The sequence below is a fragment of the Nguyenibacter vanlangensis genome (assembly GCF_038719015.1).
GTDB classification, from domain to species: Bacteria; Pseudomonadota; Alphaproteobacteria; order Acetobacterales; family Acetobacteraceae; genus Gluconacetobacter; species Gluconacetobacter vanlangensis.
The window spans coordinates 427,043-445,253 of sequence record NZ_CP152276.1 but is presented as its reverse complement, the minus strand read 5'-3'; the positions used below and the strand labels follow the sequence as shown (position 1 = coordinate 445,253).

Below are 18,211 nucleotides of genomic sequence, written 5' to 3'. Positions count from 1 at the left end.
CTTCAGGGCGCGGACGGGCTCGCGCGCGCCTCGGCCACGTCGTGCGCGGTGACATGCCCGACCCGGTTGCCGAAATGGCCGATCGCGAAATTGGCGATGTCCGCCAGGTCCTGATCGCGATATTCGGGGCCGAAGGCGGGCATCGTCATCGCGCCGTGCGCCGTATCCAGCCGCGACCCCTCCAGCATCACCCGAACCAGGTTGCGCCCCCGGGTTTCGCCGAAGGCACGCGCGCCCCAGAGCGCGGCGAAATCGACCTGCCGGCCCTTCCCGTCCGTCAGATGGCAGCCGGCACAGGCGCCGGCGAACAATCCGGCGCCGTCGCTGTGGCTGAGGCTGGCACTGGCCAGCGCATCCGGCGCGACGGCGGTGATCGTCTCGTTCGCCGGGCGGGCCGGCAGGCTGCGCAGATAGGTCACCATGGCGGCGATGTCCTGCGGCGTCAGGTACCGCAGGCTGTGCCCGACGACTTCGGCCATGGGGCCGGCCGCGGTGCCCCTGCCGTCGGCATGGCCGGTGGACAGATAGTCCGTCAGTTGCGAATCGTTCCAGGCCCCGATCCCGCTGTCGGGGTCGGAGGAAATGTTATAGGCGATCCAGCCGTTGGTGACGGCGCCGGCATAGGACCGGTCCCTGGACGTCGCCTGCAGCATCGTGCGGGGCGAATGGCATTCGGCGCAGTGGCCCGCGGCCTCGACCAGATAGCGGCCACGGTTCCACGCCGCCGACCGGCCCGGTTCGTCCCCGAGCGGCGACGACGGACGATAGAGCAGGTTCCAGGCCAGCATCACGGCGCGGATATTGTAGGGAAAGCGCACGACATTGGCGGGGGCGGGCGCATGCACCGCCGGCAGGGTCGCCAGATAGGCGCGGATCGCCCGCACGTCGTCCGGGGTCATGCGGGCATAGGACGCATAGGGCATGACCGGGTAGAGATGTTTCCACCCCGGCGCCACGCCCATCCGCACGGCGGACTCGAATTGCGCATCCGTATAGGCGCCGATCCCGGTTTCCCTGTCCGGGGTGATGTTCGGCGCGTAGATCCGGCCGATCCCGGGCAGGTCGAAGGCGCGGCCGCCGGCATAGGGCGTGCCGCCGGGCGCGGTGTGGCAGACCTCGCAATCCGCGGCGCGTTCGAGATATTCGCCACGCTTGACCAGGTCGGATTGCTGCGCCCGGGCCGTCGCGGCCCCAGCCGAGACCAGCGCCAGGGCCAGCAGGCTGACGATGTGACCCGCGCGCGTCATGCCTGGGCTCCCATCAGCGGCAGGCGGCGGCGGCGGCCACCGCCTGCCGCCGCGATCGCGTTGGCCAGAGCGGCCGCCGCGGCCGCCGTGCCGGTTTCGCCAATTCCGCCCGGATCTTCGGTACTGTCGACCAGATGCACCTCGATCGCCGGCGCTTCGTTCATGCGCATGATCCGGTAGGAATTGAAATTCTCCTGCTGCACCCGTCCATGAAGCAGCGTGATTTCATTGAACAGGGCGGCGCTCATGCCGAAGATCAGGCCGCCCTCGATCTGCGAGACCACCTGGTCGGGGTTGACCAGGTGGCCGCAATCCACGGCGACGATCACCCGCCGGACCCGCACGCCTCCCATGTCGGTCATTTCGACCTCGGCGATCGTCGCCAGGTAGGAACCGAACACATATTGCAGGGCGATGCCGCGCCCGACCCCGGCCGGCAGCGGGGAACCCCAATCGGCCTTGGCCGCCGCCAGTTCCAGGACGGCGCGCGCACGGGGCTTGCCCTCGGTCATCCTGCGGCGGAACGCCACCGGATCGGCTCCGGCGGCCGCAGCCAGTTCGTCGATGAAGCTTTCGACGACGAAGACGCCGCGCGTGCCGCCCACCCCACGCCACCATGCGGTGACCACGCCCGGCGCCTCGCGCCGCGCGTAATCGAGGAACATGGCGGGAATATCGTACGGTGTCTCGACCGTCGCGGCCAGCAGGTCGTCATCGACGCCGTTCGGCAGCAGGGCCTGGGGCGCCCAGCGCGCGACCACCGCCGGGCCGACGATCCGGTGGGACAGTCCCACCAGGCGGCCGTCGCGGTCCAGGCCGCCGACCAGATGATCGACATAGGCCGGACGATAGCGGTCCAGGGTCAGGTCCTGTTCGCGGGTCCAGACGATCTTCAGCGGATATTTGACCTGGCGGGCGAACTGCACCGCCTGCGTGACGTACTCATGCTCCAGCCGCCGGCCGAATCCGCCGCCGATATACTGGTTGTGGAGATGGACCTGGTCCTTGGCCAGTCCGGTCAGTTCGGCCGCCGAATCGCGCGCGCGGGCCGGAACCTGCGACCCGACCCAGATATCGCAGCGGTCCGGCGCGACCAGCACGGTGCAATTGATCGGCTCCATGGGCGCGTGGGCCAGGAGCGGCTGCTGATAGACGGCCTCGACACGGGTGGCGGCATTGCCGATGGCGCCCTTGGCGTCACCCTTGACGTGCGCGACGATCGCCGGCCCGTCCAGCGCGTCATGCAACTGGCCATAGATCGTCTGGGTGTCGACCGCGCTGTTGACGCCCTCGTCCCAGGTGATCACCAGCGCGTCCAGCCCCTTGCGGGCCGCCCAGAAATGGTCGCCCACCACGCAGACGGCGTTGCCGATCGTCAGCACGTCGTGCACGCCTGGAACCTGCCGCGCGGCGCGGTCATCGACATGGCGCAGCACGCCGCCCATCACCGGGCAGGCCGCGACCGTGCCGACGCGCATGCCGGGCACCTGGATGTCGATGCCGAACACGGCCTTTCCGGCCACCTTGGCCGCCGCGTCCAGCCGGTGCTGGGAATGGCCGATCAGGCGGAAGCGGGACGGATCGCGCAGCGCGATGGGCCCCTTGGGCACCGGCAGCGCCGCGGCGTCCGCCGCCAGCGCGCCGTAGGTCAGGCTGGCGCCCGTCGCATCGTGCCGGACGGTCCCACCCTCGGTCCGGCAGGTCGCGGGATCGACCGACCAGCGCGCGGCGGCGGCCTGGACCAGCAGGGTGCGCGCGACGGCGCCGGCCTCACGCAGGCTGGTCCAGGTGGCGATGGTCGAGGTCGAGCCGCCGGTCGCCTGTTCGCCCAGTTGCTTGGTCGTGTAGGCCGCGTCGGGGGGCGCGGCCTCGAGCTGGATCTGCTCCAGCCCGACATCCAGCTCCTCGGCGATCAGCATCGCCTCGCCGGTATAGATCCCCTGCCCCATTTCGACATTGGGCATGATCAGCGTGATCGTGTCGTCGGTGGCGATGCTCACAAAGGCGTTGGGCGCGAACGGGCCGGCCGGGTCCTCGACGATCCGGGTGGCGGCGCGGGCGGCCCGGCGCGGCAGCATCGCCGCCAGCAGCAGCCCGCCTGCCCCACCCAGTGCCCCGCCCAATGCCTGGCGGCGCGACAGCATGACCTGATCCATCAGACTGCTCCGGCCGCGTTGCGGATGGCCGCGCGAATGCGGCGATAGGTGCCGCAGCGGCAGATATTGCCCGACATCGCCTGGTCGATGTCGTCGTCGGTCGGGTGCGGATTCGCCTTCAGCAGCGCCACCGCCGCCATGATCTGCCCGGTCTGGCAATAGCCGCATTGCACCACGTCGATATCCAGCCAGGCCTGCTGCACGCCGCCGGCGAGCGTGTCGCCTTCCAGGCCCTCGATGGTGGTGACCGGCCGCGGCCCGACCAGGGACACGGGCAGCGAGCACGAGCGCACCGCCTTGCCGTCGACATGGACGGTGCAGGCGCCGCATTCGCCGATCCCGCAGCCGAACTTGGTCCCCATCATGCCCAGAACGTCGCGCAGCACCCACAGCAGCGGCATGTCGTCGGGGACGTCCACCTGATGCGACGCGCCGTTAACCTGCAGTGTCAGCATGCATCCTCCGGCTGTATGGAATCCGGCCGTGGCAGGGATCGCCGGGCTCGACCTCATGACATTGATAACAATAGATTGCCGGGGAATGGAACCCGCGTTGTCACGGCGCGCGTCTTAGATCGCGTCGGTGGAATGCCTGTCTTCGGGCGTGCCCAGCGTATCGGACAGGGAATCGGAGAGTGGGGCGGTCGCCAGCGTGATCGCGTCGTCCGACGGAAACTGCAGCGCGCCGCTGTTCTCGGGCAGCAGCCGGACCTCGGACCGGTCGGATTTTTCCCGCGCCCTGGCCAGTTCGTCGAGATTGGAGCGAATCACCGGATATTCGGCGACCAGGCGACGGAAGCGGCGCGCGCTCATCGTCAGGAAATGGCCGAATTGCAGCGACCGGCTGATGGCCCGCGCGGGTGCGTCGGCCAGGGCCGCCGCCGCGCCGACCACGTCGCCGGCGCCGTAGCGCACGTCATGTTCGGCGTAGTGGGTTTCGGCCAGGCCGGCACTGATGAAATAAACGGTCCGCACCTTCCGCCCGCGCTTGTACAGGCGCTGGCCCGGCGTGGTGAAATGGACCGAGACCTGCCTGGCCAGGTCGTGCAGCGCGGCGTCGGGCACGCCGCGAAACACCGGCAGTTCGCGCAGCCGGACCTCGATCCCCGCCTTGATGTTGAAGGTCAGCGGCGCGTCGAGCTGCCCGCGCCTGCCTTCGACGTCGCGGTGCAGCTCGCGGTGCAGTTCCTCGCTGATGAGGGACTCGTCCATCAGCGAATCATATTCCTCGCTTTCCAGGCGCAGCGCGACCTGCTGCAGCAGGCGGCCTTCCAGCGCCTCGGAATAGCCGTGATAGTGCAGCCGCAGGGTCTGCAGCGCCTCGTTCAGCAATTTGCGTTGCCGCTCCAGGACCTCGGCGACGATTTCGCCGATGCGGCTGCCCAGCGTCGGCTCCATGCGGGTCCGCATGAAGCGGATCAGCGAAAGCGAGACGAAATAGGCGATCATCAGCATTTCGAACCGCTCGGTCATGCAGGACATCAGCGGCTGGTCGAAATGGAAACGATGGTGGATCGCCTGGGCCAGCCGGAAACGCAGGGACGGGCGCACCCGGCGCCGCAACGCGCGGACATAGCCGAAGCGCCCTTCCAGCCGCGCGCCGTCGACCATGGCCTCGGCGGAGCGCAGCAGCGTTTCCATCACCGGGCGCGACAGCCCCTGGATGCGGAACAGGTCCAGCAGGATCGAGCGCTCGCGGTTGGCGATCACGATCAGGGCCAGGGTCACGCGCTGGCGGTCGCCCAGCGCGGTGTCGAATGTGTTGGCCTGCTCTTCCTCGGCCACGCGCTTGTCCAGCGCGCCGACGGTCCGGTTGACGACCGCGCGGGAGAAACCGAGCTCGTCCGCCATTTCGCGGGTGCGGTCGCGCACCTCGCCCAGGCCGATGCCCAGGACCTGGTGGCGCAGGGCCTGATCGATCGGCGAGAGCTGGTCCAGCTTCAGGAACAGGACCAGGTAGCGCAGGGTCGTGCCGTTGACGAACAGGGTGATCAGCACGAACCCGGTGGCGATGATGCCGATGAAATGGGCGACCGGCGTCGAGACATGCTCGTTTTCGGTCACCGCCAGGGCCAGGGCCAGGGTGATGGCGCCGCGCAGGCCGCCCCAGACCATCGTGACCTTGAAGGGAGCCGGCACAGGCGGCGACAGGCGCGTGGCCGCGAGTACCGGCAGCAATCCGAACACCACCGCGCCCCGCGCCAGCAGACCCGCCCCGGTGGCGATCAGGATCAGTACGCAGTCCCACCGCGTCATGCCGACCAGCAATCGGGGCACCAGCATCGAGGCCAGCACGAAGACCAGCGAGCCGGCCCAGAACACCAGTTGCTGCCACAATTCGTTCAGGAAGCGCCAGGTCTGGGGCCGGATGGTGGACGGGCCGTAAACCGACAGGGTCAGGCCCGCGGCGGCGGTCGCGACCACGCCGGAAAAGCCCAGGAATTCGTCGCACAGGATATAGACAATATAGGGCAGCGCGACGGTCAGGGTGATCTCGGCGGCCGGCGCGGGCCCGATCATGGTGATCAGCATCAGGGTCAGCCGGCCGAACAGCATGCCCATGACGATGGCGCCGCTGAACGAGACCAGGAATTCCAGCGCCGCGCCGCCGGGGGCAATGGGGTGATGCGACGTCACCGCCGCGAGCAGGATCGAGAAGATGGCAATCGCCGCCGCGTCGTTCAGCAGGGCCTCGCCCTCGACCAGGCGGGTCAGGCGGCTGGCGGTGCCGATTTCGCGGAAGATGCCGGCCACCGCGGACGGGTCGGTGGTGGCCACGATCGATCCCAGCAGCAGGCAGACCGCCAGCGGCAGGCCGGCGAAGGGAAACAGCGCCAGCCCGATGGTGGCGGTCGAGACGACCACCGCCACCACCGCCAGCAGCAGGACCGTCGCCGTTTCATGCGCCAGGCGCCGGACATCGATCGCCAGGGCCCCCTGAAACACCAGGGCGGGCAGAAAGATCAGCATGAAGGCTTCGCTGTTCAGCGGGAAATAGAGCAGCGTTTCCGCGGCGCCGTTGAACAGGTCGGTGTGGGAGCTGCGCAGGACCAGATCGGCCGTGCCGCCCAGCACGATGCCGGCAACGGCCAGCAGCACGGTTTCGGACAGTTCCAGCCGGCGGGCAAGCGGCTGTACGGCACTGACGACCACCAGCAGCAGGGCGATCGCGAGCAGTACTGCCGCCAGTCCCGTCACCGCCATTCATCGCCTCCCGATCGTCGCATGGACTGACCACATTATTCTTGCCGACGAGTATGACCATCCGATGGCCGCGGGCGCCCGCCTGGAACCCGCCGCCGAGGGTCGGGGCCGGTCCAGAGCCGGGAAAAGCCGGCGCCACCGCCGGACGCGGCGCGTTGGTCACACGGTCCTGTCCGAAAAAGCACAGAACCGGCCCGAGGGGCAACGCCACGCACCGGTCACGTTATGCTGCACCCTTGAAACACAAGGCCGAATGCCGCCCGCCCCCTGTCAGGCGGCGGCGCGGGTCACGGCCAGCCACGCGCGGACCTGTCCCTCGGGGTCCGGATGGGCGATGAAATCGGACACGGCCGACACGCAATCGGCGCCGGCGGCCAGGCAGGAGGCGGCACGGGCCAGGGTGATGCCGCCGATGGCCACCAGCGGCACGTCGCCGACCAGCGCCTTCCATTCGCCCAGTCGTTCGACGCCCTGCGGCGCCCAGGGCATCTGCTTCAGCCGGGTCGGCCAGACCGGGCCGAGCGCGATGTAATCGGGCCGCACGGACAAGGCGCGATCCAGTTCGGCGGCCGAATGGGTGCTGACGCCCAGTTGGAGTCCGGCCGCGCGCATGGCCGTGAGATCGGCGCCGTCGAGGTCCTCCTGTCCCAGATGGACGAAGCCGATCCCTTCGTCCAGCGCGATGCGCCAGTAATCATTGAGGACCAGGCACACGCCGTGCCGGTCGGCATGGGCGCGGGCCGCGCGGATTTCCGCCAGCAGGGCATCACCCTGCAGATCCTTAACCCGCAACTGGATCAGCCGCGCCCCGGCGCCGCCCAGCCGCTCGACCCAATTCGCCCGGTCAACGATGGGGTAGATCCGCGACGGCAGGCTCATGCCAGGACGGCCCGGCCCAGGACGGGCGTGGAAGGCACCGCCATGTCGCGCTCTTCCATCGGGTCGGCAGAGCGGGCGGCCAGCCCGGCTTCGACCGCGAGGCGGAAGGCGCCCGCCATGGCGACCGGATCGCCGGCCTTGGCCACCGCCGTGTTGATCAGTACCGCGTCATAGCCCAGCTCCATCGCCTGCGCCGCGTGGGACGGCAGGCCGATGCCGGCATCGACGACCAGCGGCACGTCGGGGAAATGCGCGCGCAGGGCCCGCAGGCCGAACAGATTGTTCAGCCCCCTGCCCGAGCCGATCGGCGCCCCCCAGGGCATCAGCACCTGGCAGCCCGCCTGCAGCAGCCGTTCGGCGCCCACCAGGTCCTCGGTCATGTAGGGAAAGACCTTGAAGCCGTCCTCGGTCAGGATCCGCGCGGCCTCGACCAGCGCGAACATGTCGGGCTGCAGCGTGTCGGATTCGCCGATCACTTCCAGCTTGATCCAGTCGGTGTCGAAGATCTCGCGCGCCATCTGGGCGGTGGTGACGGCTTCCTTGACCGTATGGCAGCCCGCCGTATTGGGCAGGACCGGAACGCCCAGGCCGCGGATCATCGACCAGAAAGCCTGGCCGGCCCGCAGCCCCGCCGATTCCCGGCGCAGCGAGACGGTCACCACGCCGGCCCTGGCCGCGCGTACGGCACCCGCCAGAATGTCCGGCGAGGGATATTGGGCTGTGCCCAGCATGAGGCGCGAGGAGAGTTCGGTACCGTAGAACAGCATGGTCACCCCCCCTGCATCGGGGCCAGGATCTCGACCCGCGCCCCCTCGTCCAGATGCAGGGCGCCGCGGCGCGCCGCAGGCACGAAGTCGCCGTTCACCGCCGTGGCGACGCGCGCCCCGCCATATCCCAGTTCATCCAGCACGGCGGCCAGGGTCGCGGCGGCGACGTCACGCGGTTCCTCGTTGACCAGAATCCTCATCTTTCCTCCCTCACCCCCACTGCCTGCTCACCCGTTGGGCGGCGTGCCGCATATGATGTCGGCCGCCTGCCGCGCCCGGGCCGGCGACAGCAGGAAACCGTGGCGGTACATCCCGTTCACATTCACGATCCGGCCATCGACGGTGACCGATGGGACATTGTCCGGAAAGGACGGGCGAAGCCCGACTCCGGTTTCGACGATTTCCGCCTCGCCGAAGGCCGGATGCAGCACATAGGCGGCCGTCAGCAATTCCACCATCGAACGCAGCGTCATGCCGGCGCCGCTTTCGCTCTCGACCATCGTCGCGCCGACCATGAACAGATGGTCCGCCCGCGGGACGATGTAAACCGGGATGCGCGGGTGCAACATGCGCACCGGGCGGTGCAGCGCGACGTCCGGGCAGCGCAGCAGCAGCATTTCCCCCCGCACGCCGCGCAGTCCCGGCAACCGGGTGCGCGCGGCGATGCCGGTGCAATCCACCACCCAGTCGAATCCCCGGTCGGGGAAATCGGGCGGCGCGTTCAGATGCGCCTGCCCGCCCAGGGCCAGCAGCCGATCATGGAGGGCCAGCAGGGCGGCACGCGGGTCGACATGACCTTCGCGCGCGAAGAACAATCCCTTGCCGAATCGTCCGGCCAGATCGGGTTCCAGCGCCGCGATGCGCGCGCCGTCGATCAGGTCGTGCGCGCTGGTGCGGCGCGCGAAACGCGCGATTTCGCCGACATCGCGGGGCGGGGCCAGGACCAGGCTGCCCTGGCGCGCCACGCCGGGCACATGGGCGGCCCACCAATCGATCGATTCGTGCGCGTCGCGGGTGACCTCGGGCGGGGCGGATTCGGCCTCGCACCAGGGGGCGAGCATGCCGCCGGCCATCCACGACGCGCCGGATCCGACTCGCGGACCGGTCTCGGACAGGGTCACGGACGCGCCGCGTTCGGCCAGGGTCACCGCGCTGGTCAGGCCCGCCACCCCGCCGCCACGAACCAGAACCCGCAATCCCCTGCCGGATTCGCCCTGTTCCATGTCCGGTGCTCCTTTCCCGCCGCCCATCCCTGCCCATCCTTGATAGAGATAGATGGTGCTAGCGGAGGAAACATCCTGGCGCCGTGCCTGACAACACCCGGCGGATTATTCGACGGTGACGGATTTGGCCAGGTTGCGGGGCTGGTCGACATCCGTGCCCTTCAGCAGCGCGACCTCGTAGGCCAGCATCTGGACCGGAATGGTCTGAAGGATCGGTGCGGTGAATTCATCGACCGTCGGCACCGCGACCACGATTTCCGCCAGGCCGCGCAGGCGCTCGGCGCCCCGGGTGTCGGTGAAGACCAGCAGCCGGCCGCCGCGGGCGCGCGCCTCCTGCAGGTTCGAGACCGTCTTCTCGAACAGCCGGCCCGAGGGGACGGAGGCGACGACGGGCACCGTCCGGTCGATCAGCGAGATCGGGCCGTGCTTCATCTCGCCTGCCGCATAGGCCTCGGCATGGATATAGGAGACTTCCTTCAGCTTCAGCGCGCCTTCCAGGGCCACCGGGAAGCACGCGCCGCGGCCGAGATACAGCACGTCGCGCGCGCCGGCGATGACCGCCGCCATCTCGCGGATCGCCGGGGCGAGGTCGAAGATTTCGCCCGCGCGGCCGGGCAGGTCGAGCAGCGACCCGACCAGCGCCTCCTCCCCCTCGGCCGACAGCGTGTCGCGGGCGCGGCCCACGGCGATCGACAGGCAGGCCAGCACCGATAATTGGGCGGTGAAAGCCTTGGTGCTGGCCACCGAGATTTCCGGACCGGCCACGGTGCCCAGCACGGCGTCGCTTTCGCGGGCGATCGTGCTCTGTTCAACATTGAGGACCGACAGGATGTGCTGGCCGCGCGCGCGCATGCCGCGCAGGGCGGCCAGCGTGTCGGCGGTTTCGCCCGATTGCGAGATCAGCAGTCCCAGCCCGCCCGGCGTCAGCGGCGGATCGCGGTAGCGCATCTCGCTGGCCACATCGATGTCGACGGGGATCTGCGCGATGCGTTCCAGCCAGTAGCGGCCGATCATCCCGGCATAGAAGGCCGAGCCGCAGGCGGTGACCACGGCGCGGGGCACCCGGGCCAGGTCGAAAGGCAGGCCGGGCAGCCTCACGCGGCGGGTCGCCGGATCGATCAGGCGCTGCAGGGTCTGGCCGATGACGACCGGATGCTCGTGCAGTTCCTTTTCCATATAGTGGCGATAGCCGTCCTTGCCGACCGAACCCGCCATCAACGCCGTGGTGCGCGCCACGCGTTCGACCCGCTCGCCCGTCGCGTCGAAGAATTCGGCGCCGCCGCGCGTGACCACCACCCAGTCGCCGTCATCCAGATAGGCGATGCGCCGGGTCAAAGGCGCCAGGGCCAGGCTGTCCGAGCCGAGGAACATTTCCTGCTCGCCGAACCCCACGGCCAGCGGGGCGCCGTGCCGCGCCCCGATGACCAGCCCGTCATGACCGGCGAACAGCATGGCCAGGGCATAGGCGCCTTCGAGTCGGCCTAGAGCAGCGAAGGCGGCGTCGCGCGGCGAAAGCCCGCGCGCCAGATGGAAATCGACCAGTTGGGCGATGGTTTCGCTGTCCGTTTCGGTCGAAAAGACATGACCGGCCGCTTCCAGTTCACGCCGCAGGGCCTCGAAATTCTCGATGATGCCGTTATGCACCACGGAAACGCGTCCGGTGCCGTGCGGGTGGGCGTTGTTTTCGGTCGGCGCGCCATGGGTCGCCCAGCGCGTATGGCCGATGCCGGTGACGCCGGCCAGCGGTTCGCGGGCCAGCAATGCGGCCAGGTGATCCAGCTTGCCCGCCGCGCGGCGGCGTTCGATCCGCCCATCGACCAGGGTCGCGATCCCGGCGGAATCGTAGCCGCGATATTCCAGCCGACGCAGCGCGTCGAAAATGACCGGGGCAGCCTGGCTGCTGCCGACGACGCCGACGATCCCGCACATCAGCCCTGCTCCTTCTTCTTTTTGTCCAGGGCCGCGCGCAGGGTAGCGGCGCGCCCCTCTTTATTGGCCTGGCGCGCCCGGCCGATGCCCATGGCGTCGGCGGGCACGTCCTGGGTGATCACGCTGCCGGCGGCGATCAGCGCGCCGTCGCCGATCGTGACCGGCGCGACCAGGATGGCGTCGGACCCGATGAAGCAGCCGGCGCCGATCGTGGTCCGGTGCTTGAAGACGCCGTCATAATTGCAGGTGACGGTGCCGGCCCCGACATTGGTGCCCGCGCCGATCGCGGCATCGCCCAGATAAGTCAGATGATTGGCCTTAGCCCCGGCCCCAAGGGAAGCGGCCTTGATCTCGACGAAATTACCGACATGGGCCCCCGTTCCGATCTCGGCGCCCGGGCGCAGGCGCGCATAGGGGCCGATCACGGCGTCCGGTTCGACCACGCAGCCTTCGAGATGGCTGAAGGCACGGATTTCCACCCCGCGCCGCACCGTCACGCCGGGACCGAAGACCACATGGGGCTGGACCACCACGTCGGGTTCCAGCACCGTGTCGGCGGCCAGGAACACCGTGTCGGGCGCCACCAGGGTAACTCCGGCCGCCATCGCCGCATGGCGCAGGCGGCGCTGCACGCTGGCTTCGGCCAGGGCCAGTTCGGCGCGGGAATTGATGCCGCGCAATTCGTCCTCGGGCGCCATGACGGCGCGGACCTGCCGCCCGTCGGCGACGGCCATCGCGACGACGTCGCCCAGATAATATTCGCCCTTCGCATTGTCGTTGCGCACGGCACGCAGCCAGCCGCGGAATGTCTCGGCCCCCGCGCAGAGCACGCCGGCGTTGCACAAGGTGACCGCCCGCTCGGCGTCGGAGGCGTCGGCCCATTCGACGATGCGCTGCACCAGGCCGCCGTCGGTCCCGTCGTCGGTGACGACGCGGCCATAGCGGCCGGGATAGGCCGGGCGCAGCGCCATCAGGGCCAGGCCCGCCCCGTCCTGCCGCCGGCAGGCCAGCAGGCGGCGCATGCTGTCGGCGGTGATCAGCGGATTGTCGCCGTACAGCACTGCGACGTCGCCCGTGCCGAACAGGTCGGCGGCCTGCAGCGCGGCGTGGGCCGTGCCCAGCCGGTCATGCTGGATGACTGTGGCGTGCGGGGCGGCCAGGGCCGCGACCTGCTCCATCCCCGGGCCGATCACGACGACGATCCGGTCGAACACCTGCGCCGCGTTGTCGATCAGGTAGCGCAGCATCGGCCGGCCGGCGAGCGGATGCATGACTTTCGGCCAGTCGGATTTCATGCGTGTTCCCAGCCCGGCCGCCAGGATGACGGCCGTTGCGGGACGATGGGCGGCCGGAGGCGGGGCGGCGGCGGGAGCGGAGTCGGTCATGCCCTGCGGGTAGCGGGCAGGTGACATGCCTGTCAAATATTGGCGCAATCCGTGACCATCACTTAGGTTTACGAAATACTGCGGTTCGCCCGCCGTTTCGTCCCGCCTCTTCGCCTCGCTCTCGCCAGGAGACGCCATGTCCGGCAGCCCGCCACCTCGTCTCGCCGTCTTCGACATGGACGGCACCCTGCTGGACAGCCTGCCGGACCTGGCGGCGAGCGCCGATCGGCTGCTGAAATCCTATGGCCTGACGGGAATCGCACCCGAGGCGGTGCGTGCGATGATCGGCGACGGCGTGGCCGCGCTGGTGCGCCGCCTGCTGGCCCATGCCGGGGACGATGCGAAGGGTATCGACATGCACGAGGCGACGGCGCGCTATCTGGCCGACTACACGCCTCGCGCGGTGGAATTGTCCCGCCCCTTCCCCGGCACCCTTCATGCACTGGAGCAATTGCGCGCGGCCGGGTGGCGGATGGCGGTCTGCACCAACAAGCCGGTGGCGGCCGCCCGGCGGATCGTCGCCGCGCTGGAGCTGGAGGACTGGTTCGACGCGATCGGCGGCGGGGACAGTTTTCCGGTCCGCAAGCCGGATCCGGCGCACCTGCTGGGCACGATCGGGCTTGCCGGCGGGCAGGCCGCGCGCGCGATCATGGTCGGCGACCACCATAACGACGTCCTGGCTGCCGAAGGAGCCGCCGTACGGTCGGTCTTCGCCCGCTGGGGCTACGGGCGGCCGGAGATGGAGGCAGGAGCTACGGTCGGTGCCGATTCGATGGCCGAACTGCCCCATATCGCGGCCCGGTTGCTGCCCCCGTAGGCGGAGCCGGGGTCAGGCGGTGGTGGGCAGCAGCACCACCACCATGTGGCCCAGGCGCGGATGTTCCATGACGATGCGTACCGCCGTCAGCCCGTCGCCCGGCACGTCCTGAAACCAGACGCTGCCGATGACGGGCTTGCGGGCCGGGGATTCCGGGCCATCGGACTTGCGGAAGCCCGCGATCTGCAGGTCCGTGAAGTCGCAGCGCAGCGCCATGCCGTGATAGGGCTGGCGGTCGTCTTCGGACAGGTCCTGCTGGCCGATCGTATGGGATTCCATATGCAGCAGGCGCGCGCCATCGAACACGGTGGCCGAGCCGTCGCAGGTATGGTGGACGCGCACCGCCCGCTGCAGCCGCATCAGGGCGCTGAGCGAGTCGACAGCGGGCGCCAGGTCGCTCGCCGGGATGGGATTGCGGCTGGGCTCGGGCGGGGTCTGCAGGGCGATCCGGGTACGGCCGTCGCTGTAATCCAGCACGACATGCCGGTCTGCGCCGCGTGTATAGCCCGAACTTTCATAGCTGAGCGGCTGCACGCCGTCGGGGACGAACCGTCCGGTGGCCTGCGACGTGAAGTTCATCCTCAGCAGCATGCTCAGGAATCCGCCGCTGCGGATCGTCGAGCGCACCGCGTAGCCGTCATTGGTGACGGCATAGCGTGCGTTGATGGTCAGTGCCCGAAACCCGTGCACATAGACGCCATAGACCCGGTCGATCTGCGGCGGAGAATCGGCGGCCAGGGCGGGGGCCGTAAAAGCGGAGGCCGTAAAAGCGGAGAGTGTCAGGGCCGCGGCGCCCGGCAGGAGCGACAGGCCGACAGCCGCCCCCAGCGCGGCCAGCTTGCATAGCGGACGGTACAACGGATGCTCTCCTCGATTCATGACGGGATGCGATTCATGAAAGGGGATTTTCAGACGTCGAGATTCGCGACCTTCAGGGCGTTGCCGACGATGAAATCACGCCGAGGCTCGACCACGTCGCCCATCAGGGTCGAAAACACCTGGGCGGCGTTCTCCACGTCGCCGACCTTGACCTGCAACAGGGTGCGGACGGCCGGATCCAGCGTGGTTTCCCAAAGCTGGGCGTCGTTCATCTCGCCCAATCCCTTGAAGCGATTGATCGACAGGCCGCGCCGGCCCTGGGCCAGAATGCGCTCGTAGAGCGAAGCCGGACCGTCGGCCGGGCGCATCGTGCTGTCGAGGGCCAGTTCGACCTTGCCGCCGAAATCGGCCGCCAGCCGCCCGCTTCGTTCGGCCAGCCAGCGAACCTCGGCACTGCGCAGGGTGGCGGGGTCCAGGCGATAGACCTCGCCCACGCCGCGTACCGAGCGGGCCAGTTCCAGCCCGTCGGCGCTGGCCACGACCTTCCAGCCGCGCTCATTCGGCAGCGAGACGTCGTCGAGGCGGGCCTGCAGGCCGGCGACGCGCCCCTGGACGACCGACAGGTCGGAATGCAGCGCGCCTGCGATCGCGGCCTGTTCGAGGATCCAGATCGGCGCACGCACCGACAGGCGCTGCAGGGCCCGCGTCACGTCGCGGATGAAGGTGATGTCGGCGGCCAGGTCGGCGCCCGTCACCTCCCGCCCGTCGGCATAGCGCATGGCGGCATTGGCCAGCGCCTTGTCCAGCAGGTACTGTTCGAGCGCCGCGTCGTCCTTCAGATAGCGTTCATCATTGCCGCGCTTGGCGCGGTAGAGCGGCGGCTGGGCGATATAGAGATGCCCGCGTTCGATCAGTTCGGGCATCTGGCGGAAGAAGAAGGTCAGCAGCAGCGTGCGGATATGCGATCCGTCGACGTCGGCGTCGGTCATGATGACGACGCGGTGATAGCGCAGCTTGTCGACCGAGAACCCGCCATTTTCGACGTCGCCGCGCCCGATGCCCGTGCCCAGCGCGGTGATCAGCGTGCCGACCTCGGCCGAGCCCAGCATGCGGTCGAACCGCGCGCGCTCGACATTCAGGATCTTGCCCTTCAGCGGCAGGATGGCCTGGAATCGCCGGTCGCGCCCCTGCTTGGCGGTGCCGCCGGCCGAATCCCCCTCGACGATGAACAGTTCGGAACGGGCGGGATCACGCTCCTGGCAGTCGGCCAGCTTGCCGGGCAGCGAGGAGACGTCGAGCACGCCCTTGCGGCGGGTCAATTCACGCGCGCGGCGCGCGGCCTCACGCGCGGCGGCGGCATCCATCACCTTGGCGACGATGGCACGCGCTTCCTTGGGGTGGGTTTCAAACCAGTGCGCAATCATGTCAGCGGCCGCGGCGTGTACCACGGGCTGGACTTCGGAGGAGACCAGCTTGTCCTTGGTCTGCGAGGAGAATTTCGGATCGGGCACCTTGACCGACAGGACCGCGGTCATGCCTTCGCGCATGTCCTCGCCGACCAGGGCCTGGCTGTCCTTCTTGCTGCTGTTGCTTTCGGCGTATTTGCCGACCACCCGCGTCAGCGCCTGGCGGAAGCCGGCCAGGTGCGCGCCGCCGTCGCGCTGCGGGATGTTGTTGGTGAAGCACAGCATCGTTTCATGGAAACTGTCGTTCCAGGTCAGCGCGAATTCGACCTTGATGCCGTTGTCGTCGTTCTGCAGGCTGCCGGTGATCGGCGGATCGACGATGGAGGTCTTGCCGCGATCGAGCCATTCGACGAAGGCCGACAGGCCACCTTCGTAATGGAAAATCTCCTCGCGCACCGGGGTGTGGCGTTCGTCGCGCAGTTCGATCCGCAGCCCGGAATTCAGGAACGCCAGTTCGCGCATGCGGCGTTCGAGGATCGCGAAATCGAATTCGGTCCGGGTGAAGGTCGCGGCGCTGGGCCTGAAGGTGACCTGCGTGCCACGGGGCTCGTCACTCGGGCCGATGATCGCCAGGGGCGCCTCGCGCTCGCCGTGACGGAAGCGGATCATGTGCTCCTGCCCGCCGCGCCAGATCCGCACCTCCATCCATTCCGACAGCGCGTTGACGACGGCCGCGCCCACGCCATGCAGGCCGCCCGAGACCTTGTAGGAATTCTGGTTGAACTTGCCGCCGGCATGCAGCTTGGTCAGCACCACTTCGGCGGCGCTGACGCCTTCTTCGATGTGCATGTCGGTCGGGATGCCGCGGCCGTTGTCGCGCACCGTCACGCTGCCGTCGCCGTTCAGCGTGACGGTGCAGCCGGTGGCGAAGCCGGCCTGGGCCTCGTCGACCGCGTTGTCGATGATCTCGAACGCCATATGGTGCAGGCCCGAGCCGTCATCGGTGTCGCCGATATACATGCCCGGCCGCTTGCGGACGGCGTCCAGTCCCTTCAGGACCGAAATCGAAGCGGCGTCATAGTCCGAATCGTCGGATGAGATCCCGGCCATGTCCATATCGGATTTGTGAACGGGATTGGATTGATCGGACATACCGGGCAGAGGCTCCAGGCTGGGAACGGGATCGAGGAAGGCGATCATACAGGCTTCGCGTCATGTGAACCAGCATCGGGCGGCCGAATTGCGTCCGATGGGCGTATCGCCCCATCCTGGACCGAGACGAATCCGGCCTTGCCGCGCAACGGGGCGAAGTGCGCGGCGTCGGTGCCGGTCATCAGCACGGTCGTCGCGAAGCCGGCCACGCGGTCCAGCAGGGCGGCCCGGCGCCGTTCGTCCAGATGGACCAGCGGTTCGTCCAGCAAGATCATCGGAGCCTCGCCGCGCATGCCGGCGATCAGCGCGGCATGCGCCAGCACGACGCCAAGCAGCAGCGCCTTCTGCTGCCCGGTGCTGGCCTGGGCCGCGGGGCGGCCGGTGGCGCGATCCGACAGGGCCATGTCGGCGCGATGCGCGCCCGCCCCTGCCCCGCCGCGCGCGGCATCCGCCCCGCGTTCGGCGGCCAGACGCCCGCGCAGCCAGTCCTCGACCGCCAGGGCCGGATGGCCGCGCAACCGGTCCGCGATCGGGCACAGGATGTCGATCCGCGCCGCCGGAAAGGCGTCGGGTGCCGGGAGCGCATCGTGGTTCATCTGCGCGACCAGGGCCAGGCGCGCCGCCGAGGCCGCCACGGCATGGCGCGCCATGGAGTCCTCGAGCGCGTTCAGCCAGGCCGTGTCGGCCCGGCCGCCGGCCAGCAGCCGGTTGCGCTGGGCCATCGCCTGGTCGTGGGCCGCAAGCTGGCGGGCGTGACCGGGTTCCAGCGCCAGGACCAGCCGGTCGAGAAAGCGCCGCCGCCCGGGCAGCCCGTCCTGGAACAGGCGGTCCATCTGCGGGGTCAGCCAGACCGCGGCAAGGTCGTCGGCCAGGGCGGCGCGATTGCGCAGGGCCTGGCCGTCGCGGCGGAAGGCCCGGCGTTCGGGCCGCGCGGGGTCACTGCCGGTCGCGATGTCGGACAGCGCACCGCCAGGCGCCGCGAAACGGGCGGCGACGCCCCACAAGGCCGTGCCGTGACGCGCCAGCTCGGACCCGCGCGCCCCGCGCAGCCCGCGCCCCGGGACCAGGAGCGACAGGGCTTCGAGCAGGTTGGTCTTGCCGCTGCCATTCTCGCCCGCCACGACCGTGACGGGCGAGTCCGGCCGCCAGGCGAGATGCCGGTAATTCCTGAAATCGGTCAGGGCCAGCCGGTCCAGACGGGCCATGGCGCGGCACGGAACGCCCCCGG

14 protein-coding genes are annotated in these 18,211 nt (G+C 69.3%); 1 reads left to right on the top strand and 13 read right to left on the bottom strand.

What is annotated here, in order from left to right; genetic code table 11:
- Positions 1 to 2: 2 nt before the first annotated feature.
- The 10 genes from AAC691_RS02095 to glmU form a co-directional block, all read right to left on the bottom strand.
- Positions 3 to 1,247: a cytochrome c gene (locus tag AAC691_RS02095; protein WP_342628785.1), complete on the bottom strand. Its 1,245-nt coding sequence runs from the start codon at positions 1,245 to 1,247 to the stop codon at positions 3 to 5.
- Positions 1,244 to 3,403 carry a molybdopterin cofactor-binding domain-containing protein gene (locus tag AAC691_RS02090; protein ID WP_342628784.1) on the bottom strand — a complete coding sequence of 720 codons (2,160 nt, stop codon included), beginning with the start codon at positions 3,401 to 3,403 and terminating at the stop codon, positions 1,244 to 1,246. Before AAC691_RS02090 ends, AAC691_RS02095 begins: the two co-directional genes overlap by 4 nt.
- On the bottom strand, positions 3,403 to 3,858 hold the full coding sequence (locus tag AAC691_RS02085; protein WP_176640554.1) for a (2Fe-2S)-binding protein: 456 nt from the start codon (positions 3,856 to 3,858) through the stop codon (positions 3,403 to 3,405). The genes AAC691_RS02090 and AAC691_RS02085 overlap by 1 nt, the downstream gene beginning before the upstream one ends.
- A gap of 114 nt (positions 3,859 to 3,972) precedes the next feature.
- Positions 3,973 to 6,606 carry a sodium:proton antiporter gene (locus AAC691_RS02080; protein ID WP_342628783.1) on the bottom strand — a complete coding sequence of 878 codons (2,634 nt, stop codon included), beginning with the start codon at positions 6,604 to 6,606 and terminating at the stop codon, positions 3,973 to 3,975.
- A gap of 270 nt (positions 6,607 to 6,876) precedes the next feature.
- Positions 6,877 to 7,485, bottom strand: coding sequence for a thiamine phosphate synthase (locus AAC691_RS02075; protein WP_323990994.1), 609 nt, complete (start codon positions 7,483 to 7,485; stop codon positions 6,877 to 6,879).
- Positions 7,482 to 8,252 (bottom strand): thiazole synthase, encoded by a 771-nt coding sequence (locus AAC691_RS02070; protein WP_342628782.1) that lies wholly within the window; start codon positions 8,250 to 8,252, stop codon positions 7,482 to 7,484. The genes AAC691_RS02075 and AAC691_RS02070 overlap by 4 nt, the downstream gene beginning before the upstream one ends.
- 2 nt (positions 8,253 to 8,254) lie before the next feature.
- Positions 8,255 to 8,452, bottom strand: a complete 198-nt coding sequence (thiS, locus tag AAC691_RS02065; RefSeq protein WP_176641090.1) for a sulfur carrier protein ThiS — start codon at positions 8,450 to 8,452, stop codon at positions 8,255 to 8,257.
- A 27-nt stretch (positions 8,453 to 8,479) separates the two neighbouring features.
- Complete coding sequence (locus tag AAC691_RS02060) at positions 8,480 to 9,475, bottom strand: FAD-dependent oxidoreductase (protein ID WP_342628781.1); 996 nt, start codon at positions 9,473 to 9,475, stop codon at positions 8,480 to 8,482.
- 105 nt (positions 9,476 to 9,580) lie between these two features.
- Positions 9,581 to 11,404 (bottom strand): glutamine--fructose-6-phosphate transaminase (isomerizing), encoded by a 1,824-nt coding sequence (gene glmS, locus AAC691_RS02055; RefSeq protein WP_342628780.1) that lies wholly within the window; start codon positions 11,402 to 11,404, stop codon positions 9,581 to 9,583.
- Positions 11,404 to 12,789 carry a bifunctional UDP-N-acetylglucosamine diphosphorylase/glucosamine-1-phosphate N-acetyltransferase GlmU gene (glmU, locus tag AAC691_RS02050; RefSeq protein WP_342628779.1) on the bottom strand — a complete coding sequence of 462 codons (1,386 nt, stop codon included), beginning with the start codon at positions 12,787 to 12,789 and terminating at the stop codon, positions 11,404 to 11,406. Before glmU ends, glmS begins: the two co-directional genes overlap by 1 nt.
- Positions 12,790 to 12,925: 136 nt before the next feature.
- On the opposite strand from glmU, the gene AAC691_RS02045 reads away from it, so the two are divergent.
- Complete coding sequence (locus AAC691_RS02045; protein ID WP_342628778.1) at positions 12,926 to 13,606, top strand: HAD-IA family hydrolase; 681 nt, start codon at positions 12,926 to 12,928, stop codon at positions 13,604 to 13,606.
- Between the two features lie 12 nt (positions 13,607 to 13,618).
- Here AAC691_RS02045 and AAC691_RS02040 read toward each other — a convergent pair whose 3' ends face one another.
- The 3 genes from AAC691_RS02040 to recF form a co-directional block, all read right to left on the bottom strand.
- On the bottom strand, positions 13,619 to 14,464 hold the full coding sequence (locus AAC691_RS02040; protein WP_342628777.1) for a DUF3108 domain-containing protein: 846 nt from the start codon (positions 14,462 to 14,464) through the stop codon (positions 13,619 to 13,621).
- Between the two features lie 50 nt (positions 14,465 to 14,514).
- Entirely contained in the window at positions 14,515 to 16,947 is a 2,433-nt protein-coding gene (gene gyrB, locus AAC691_RS02035; protein ID WP_342630113.1) for a DNA topoisomerase (ATP-hydrolyzing) subunit B, read from the bottom strand.
- Between the two features lie 80 nt (positions 16,948 to 17,027).
- Complete coding sequence (gene recF / locus AAC691_RS02030; RefSeq protein WP_342628776.1) at positions 17,028 to 18,188, bottom strand: DNA replication/repair protein RecF; 1,161 nt, start codon at positions 18,186 to 18,188, stop codon at positions 17,028 to 17,030.
- Positions 18,189 to 18,211: the final 23 nt, after the last annotated feature.

Bases quoted from the DNA above. Each gene is read 5' to 3' on its own strand.
- gyrB (WP_342630113.1), bottom strand. From the start codon at position 16,947: ATGGACATGGCCGGGATCTCATCCGACGATTCGGACTATGACGCCGCT.
- AAC691_RS02045 (WP_342628778.1), top strand. From the start codon at position 12,926: ATGTCCGGCAGCCCGCCACCTCGTCTCGCCGTCTTCGACATGGACGGC.
- AAC691_RS02085 (WP_176640554.1), bottom strand. From the start codon at position 3,858: ATGCTGACACTGCAGGTTAACGGCGCGTCGCATCAGGTGGACGTCCCC.
- AAC691_RS02060 (WP_342628781.1), bottom strand. From the start codon at position 9,475: ATGGAACAGGGCGAATCCGGCAGGGGATTGCGGGTTCTGGTTCGTGGC.
- AAC691_RS02075 (WP_323990994.1), bottom strand. From the start codon at position 7,485: ATGAGCCTGCCGTCGCGGATCTACCCCATCGTTGACCGGGCGAATTGG.
- thiS (WP_176641090.1), bottom strand. From the start codon at position 8,452: ATGAGGATTCTGGTCAACGAGGAACCGCGTGACGTCGCCGCCGCGACC.
- AAC691_RS02070 (WP_342628782.1), bottom strand. From the start codon at position 8,252: ATGCTGTTCTACGGTACCGAACTCTCCTCGCGCCTCATGCTGGGCACA.
- AAC691_RS02080 (WP_342628783.1), bottom strand. From the start codon at position 6,606: ATGGCGGTGACGGGACTGGCGGCAGTACTGCTCGCGATCGCCCTGCTG.
- recF (WP_342628776.1), bottom strand. From the start codon at position 18,188: ATGGCCCGTCTGGACCGGCTGGCCCTGACCGATTTCAGGAATTACCGG.
- glmU (WP_342628779.1), bottom strand. From the start codon at position 12,789: ATGACCGACTCCGCTCCCGCCGCCGCCCCGCCTCCGGCCGCCCATCGT.
- AAC691_RS02095 (WP_342628785.1), bottom strand. From the start codon at position 1,247: ATGACGCGCGCGGGTCACATCGTCAGCCTGCTGGCCCTGGCGCTGGTC.
- glmS (WP_342628780.1), bottom strand. From the start codon at position 11,404: ATGTGCGGGATCGTCGGCGTCGTCGGCAGCAGCCAGGCTGCCCCGGTC.
- AAC691_RS02090 (WP_342628784.1), bottom strand. From the start codon at position 3,403: ATGGATCAGGTCATGCTGTCGCGCCGCCAGGCATTGGGCGGGGCACTG.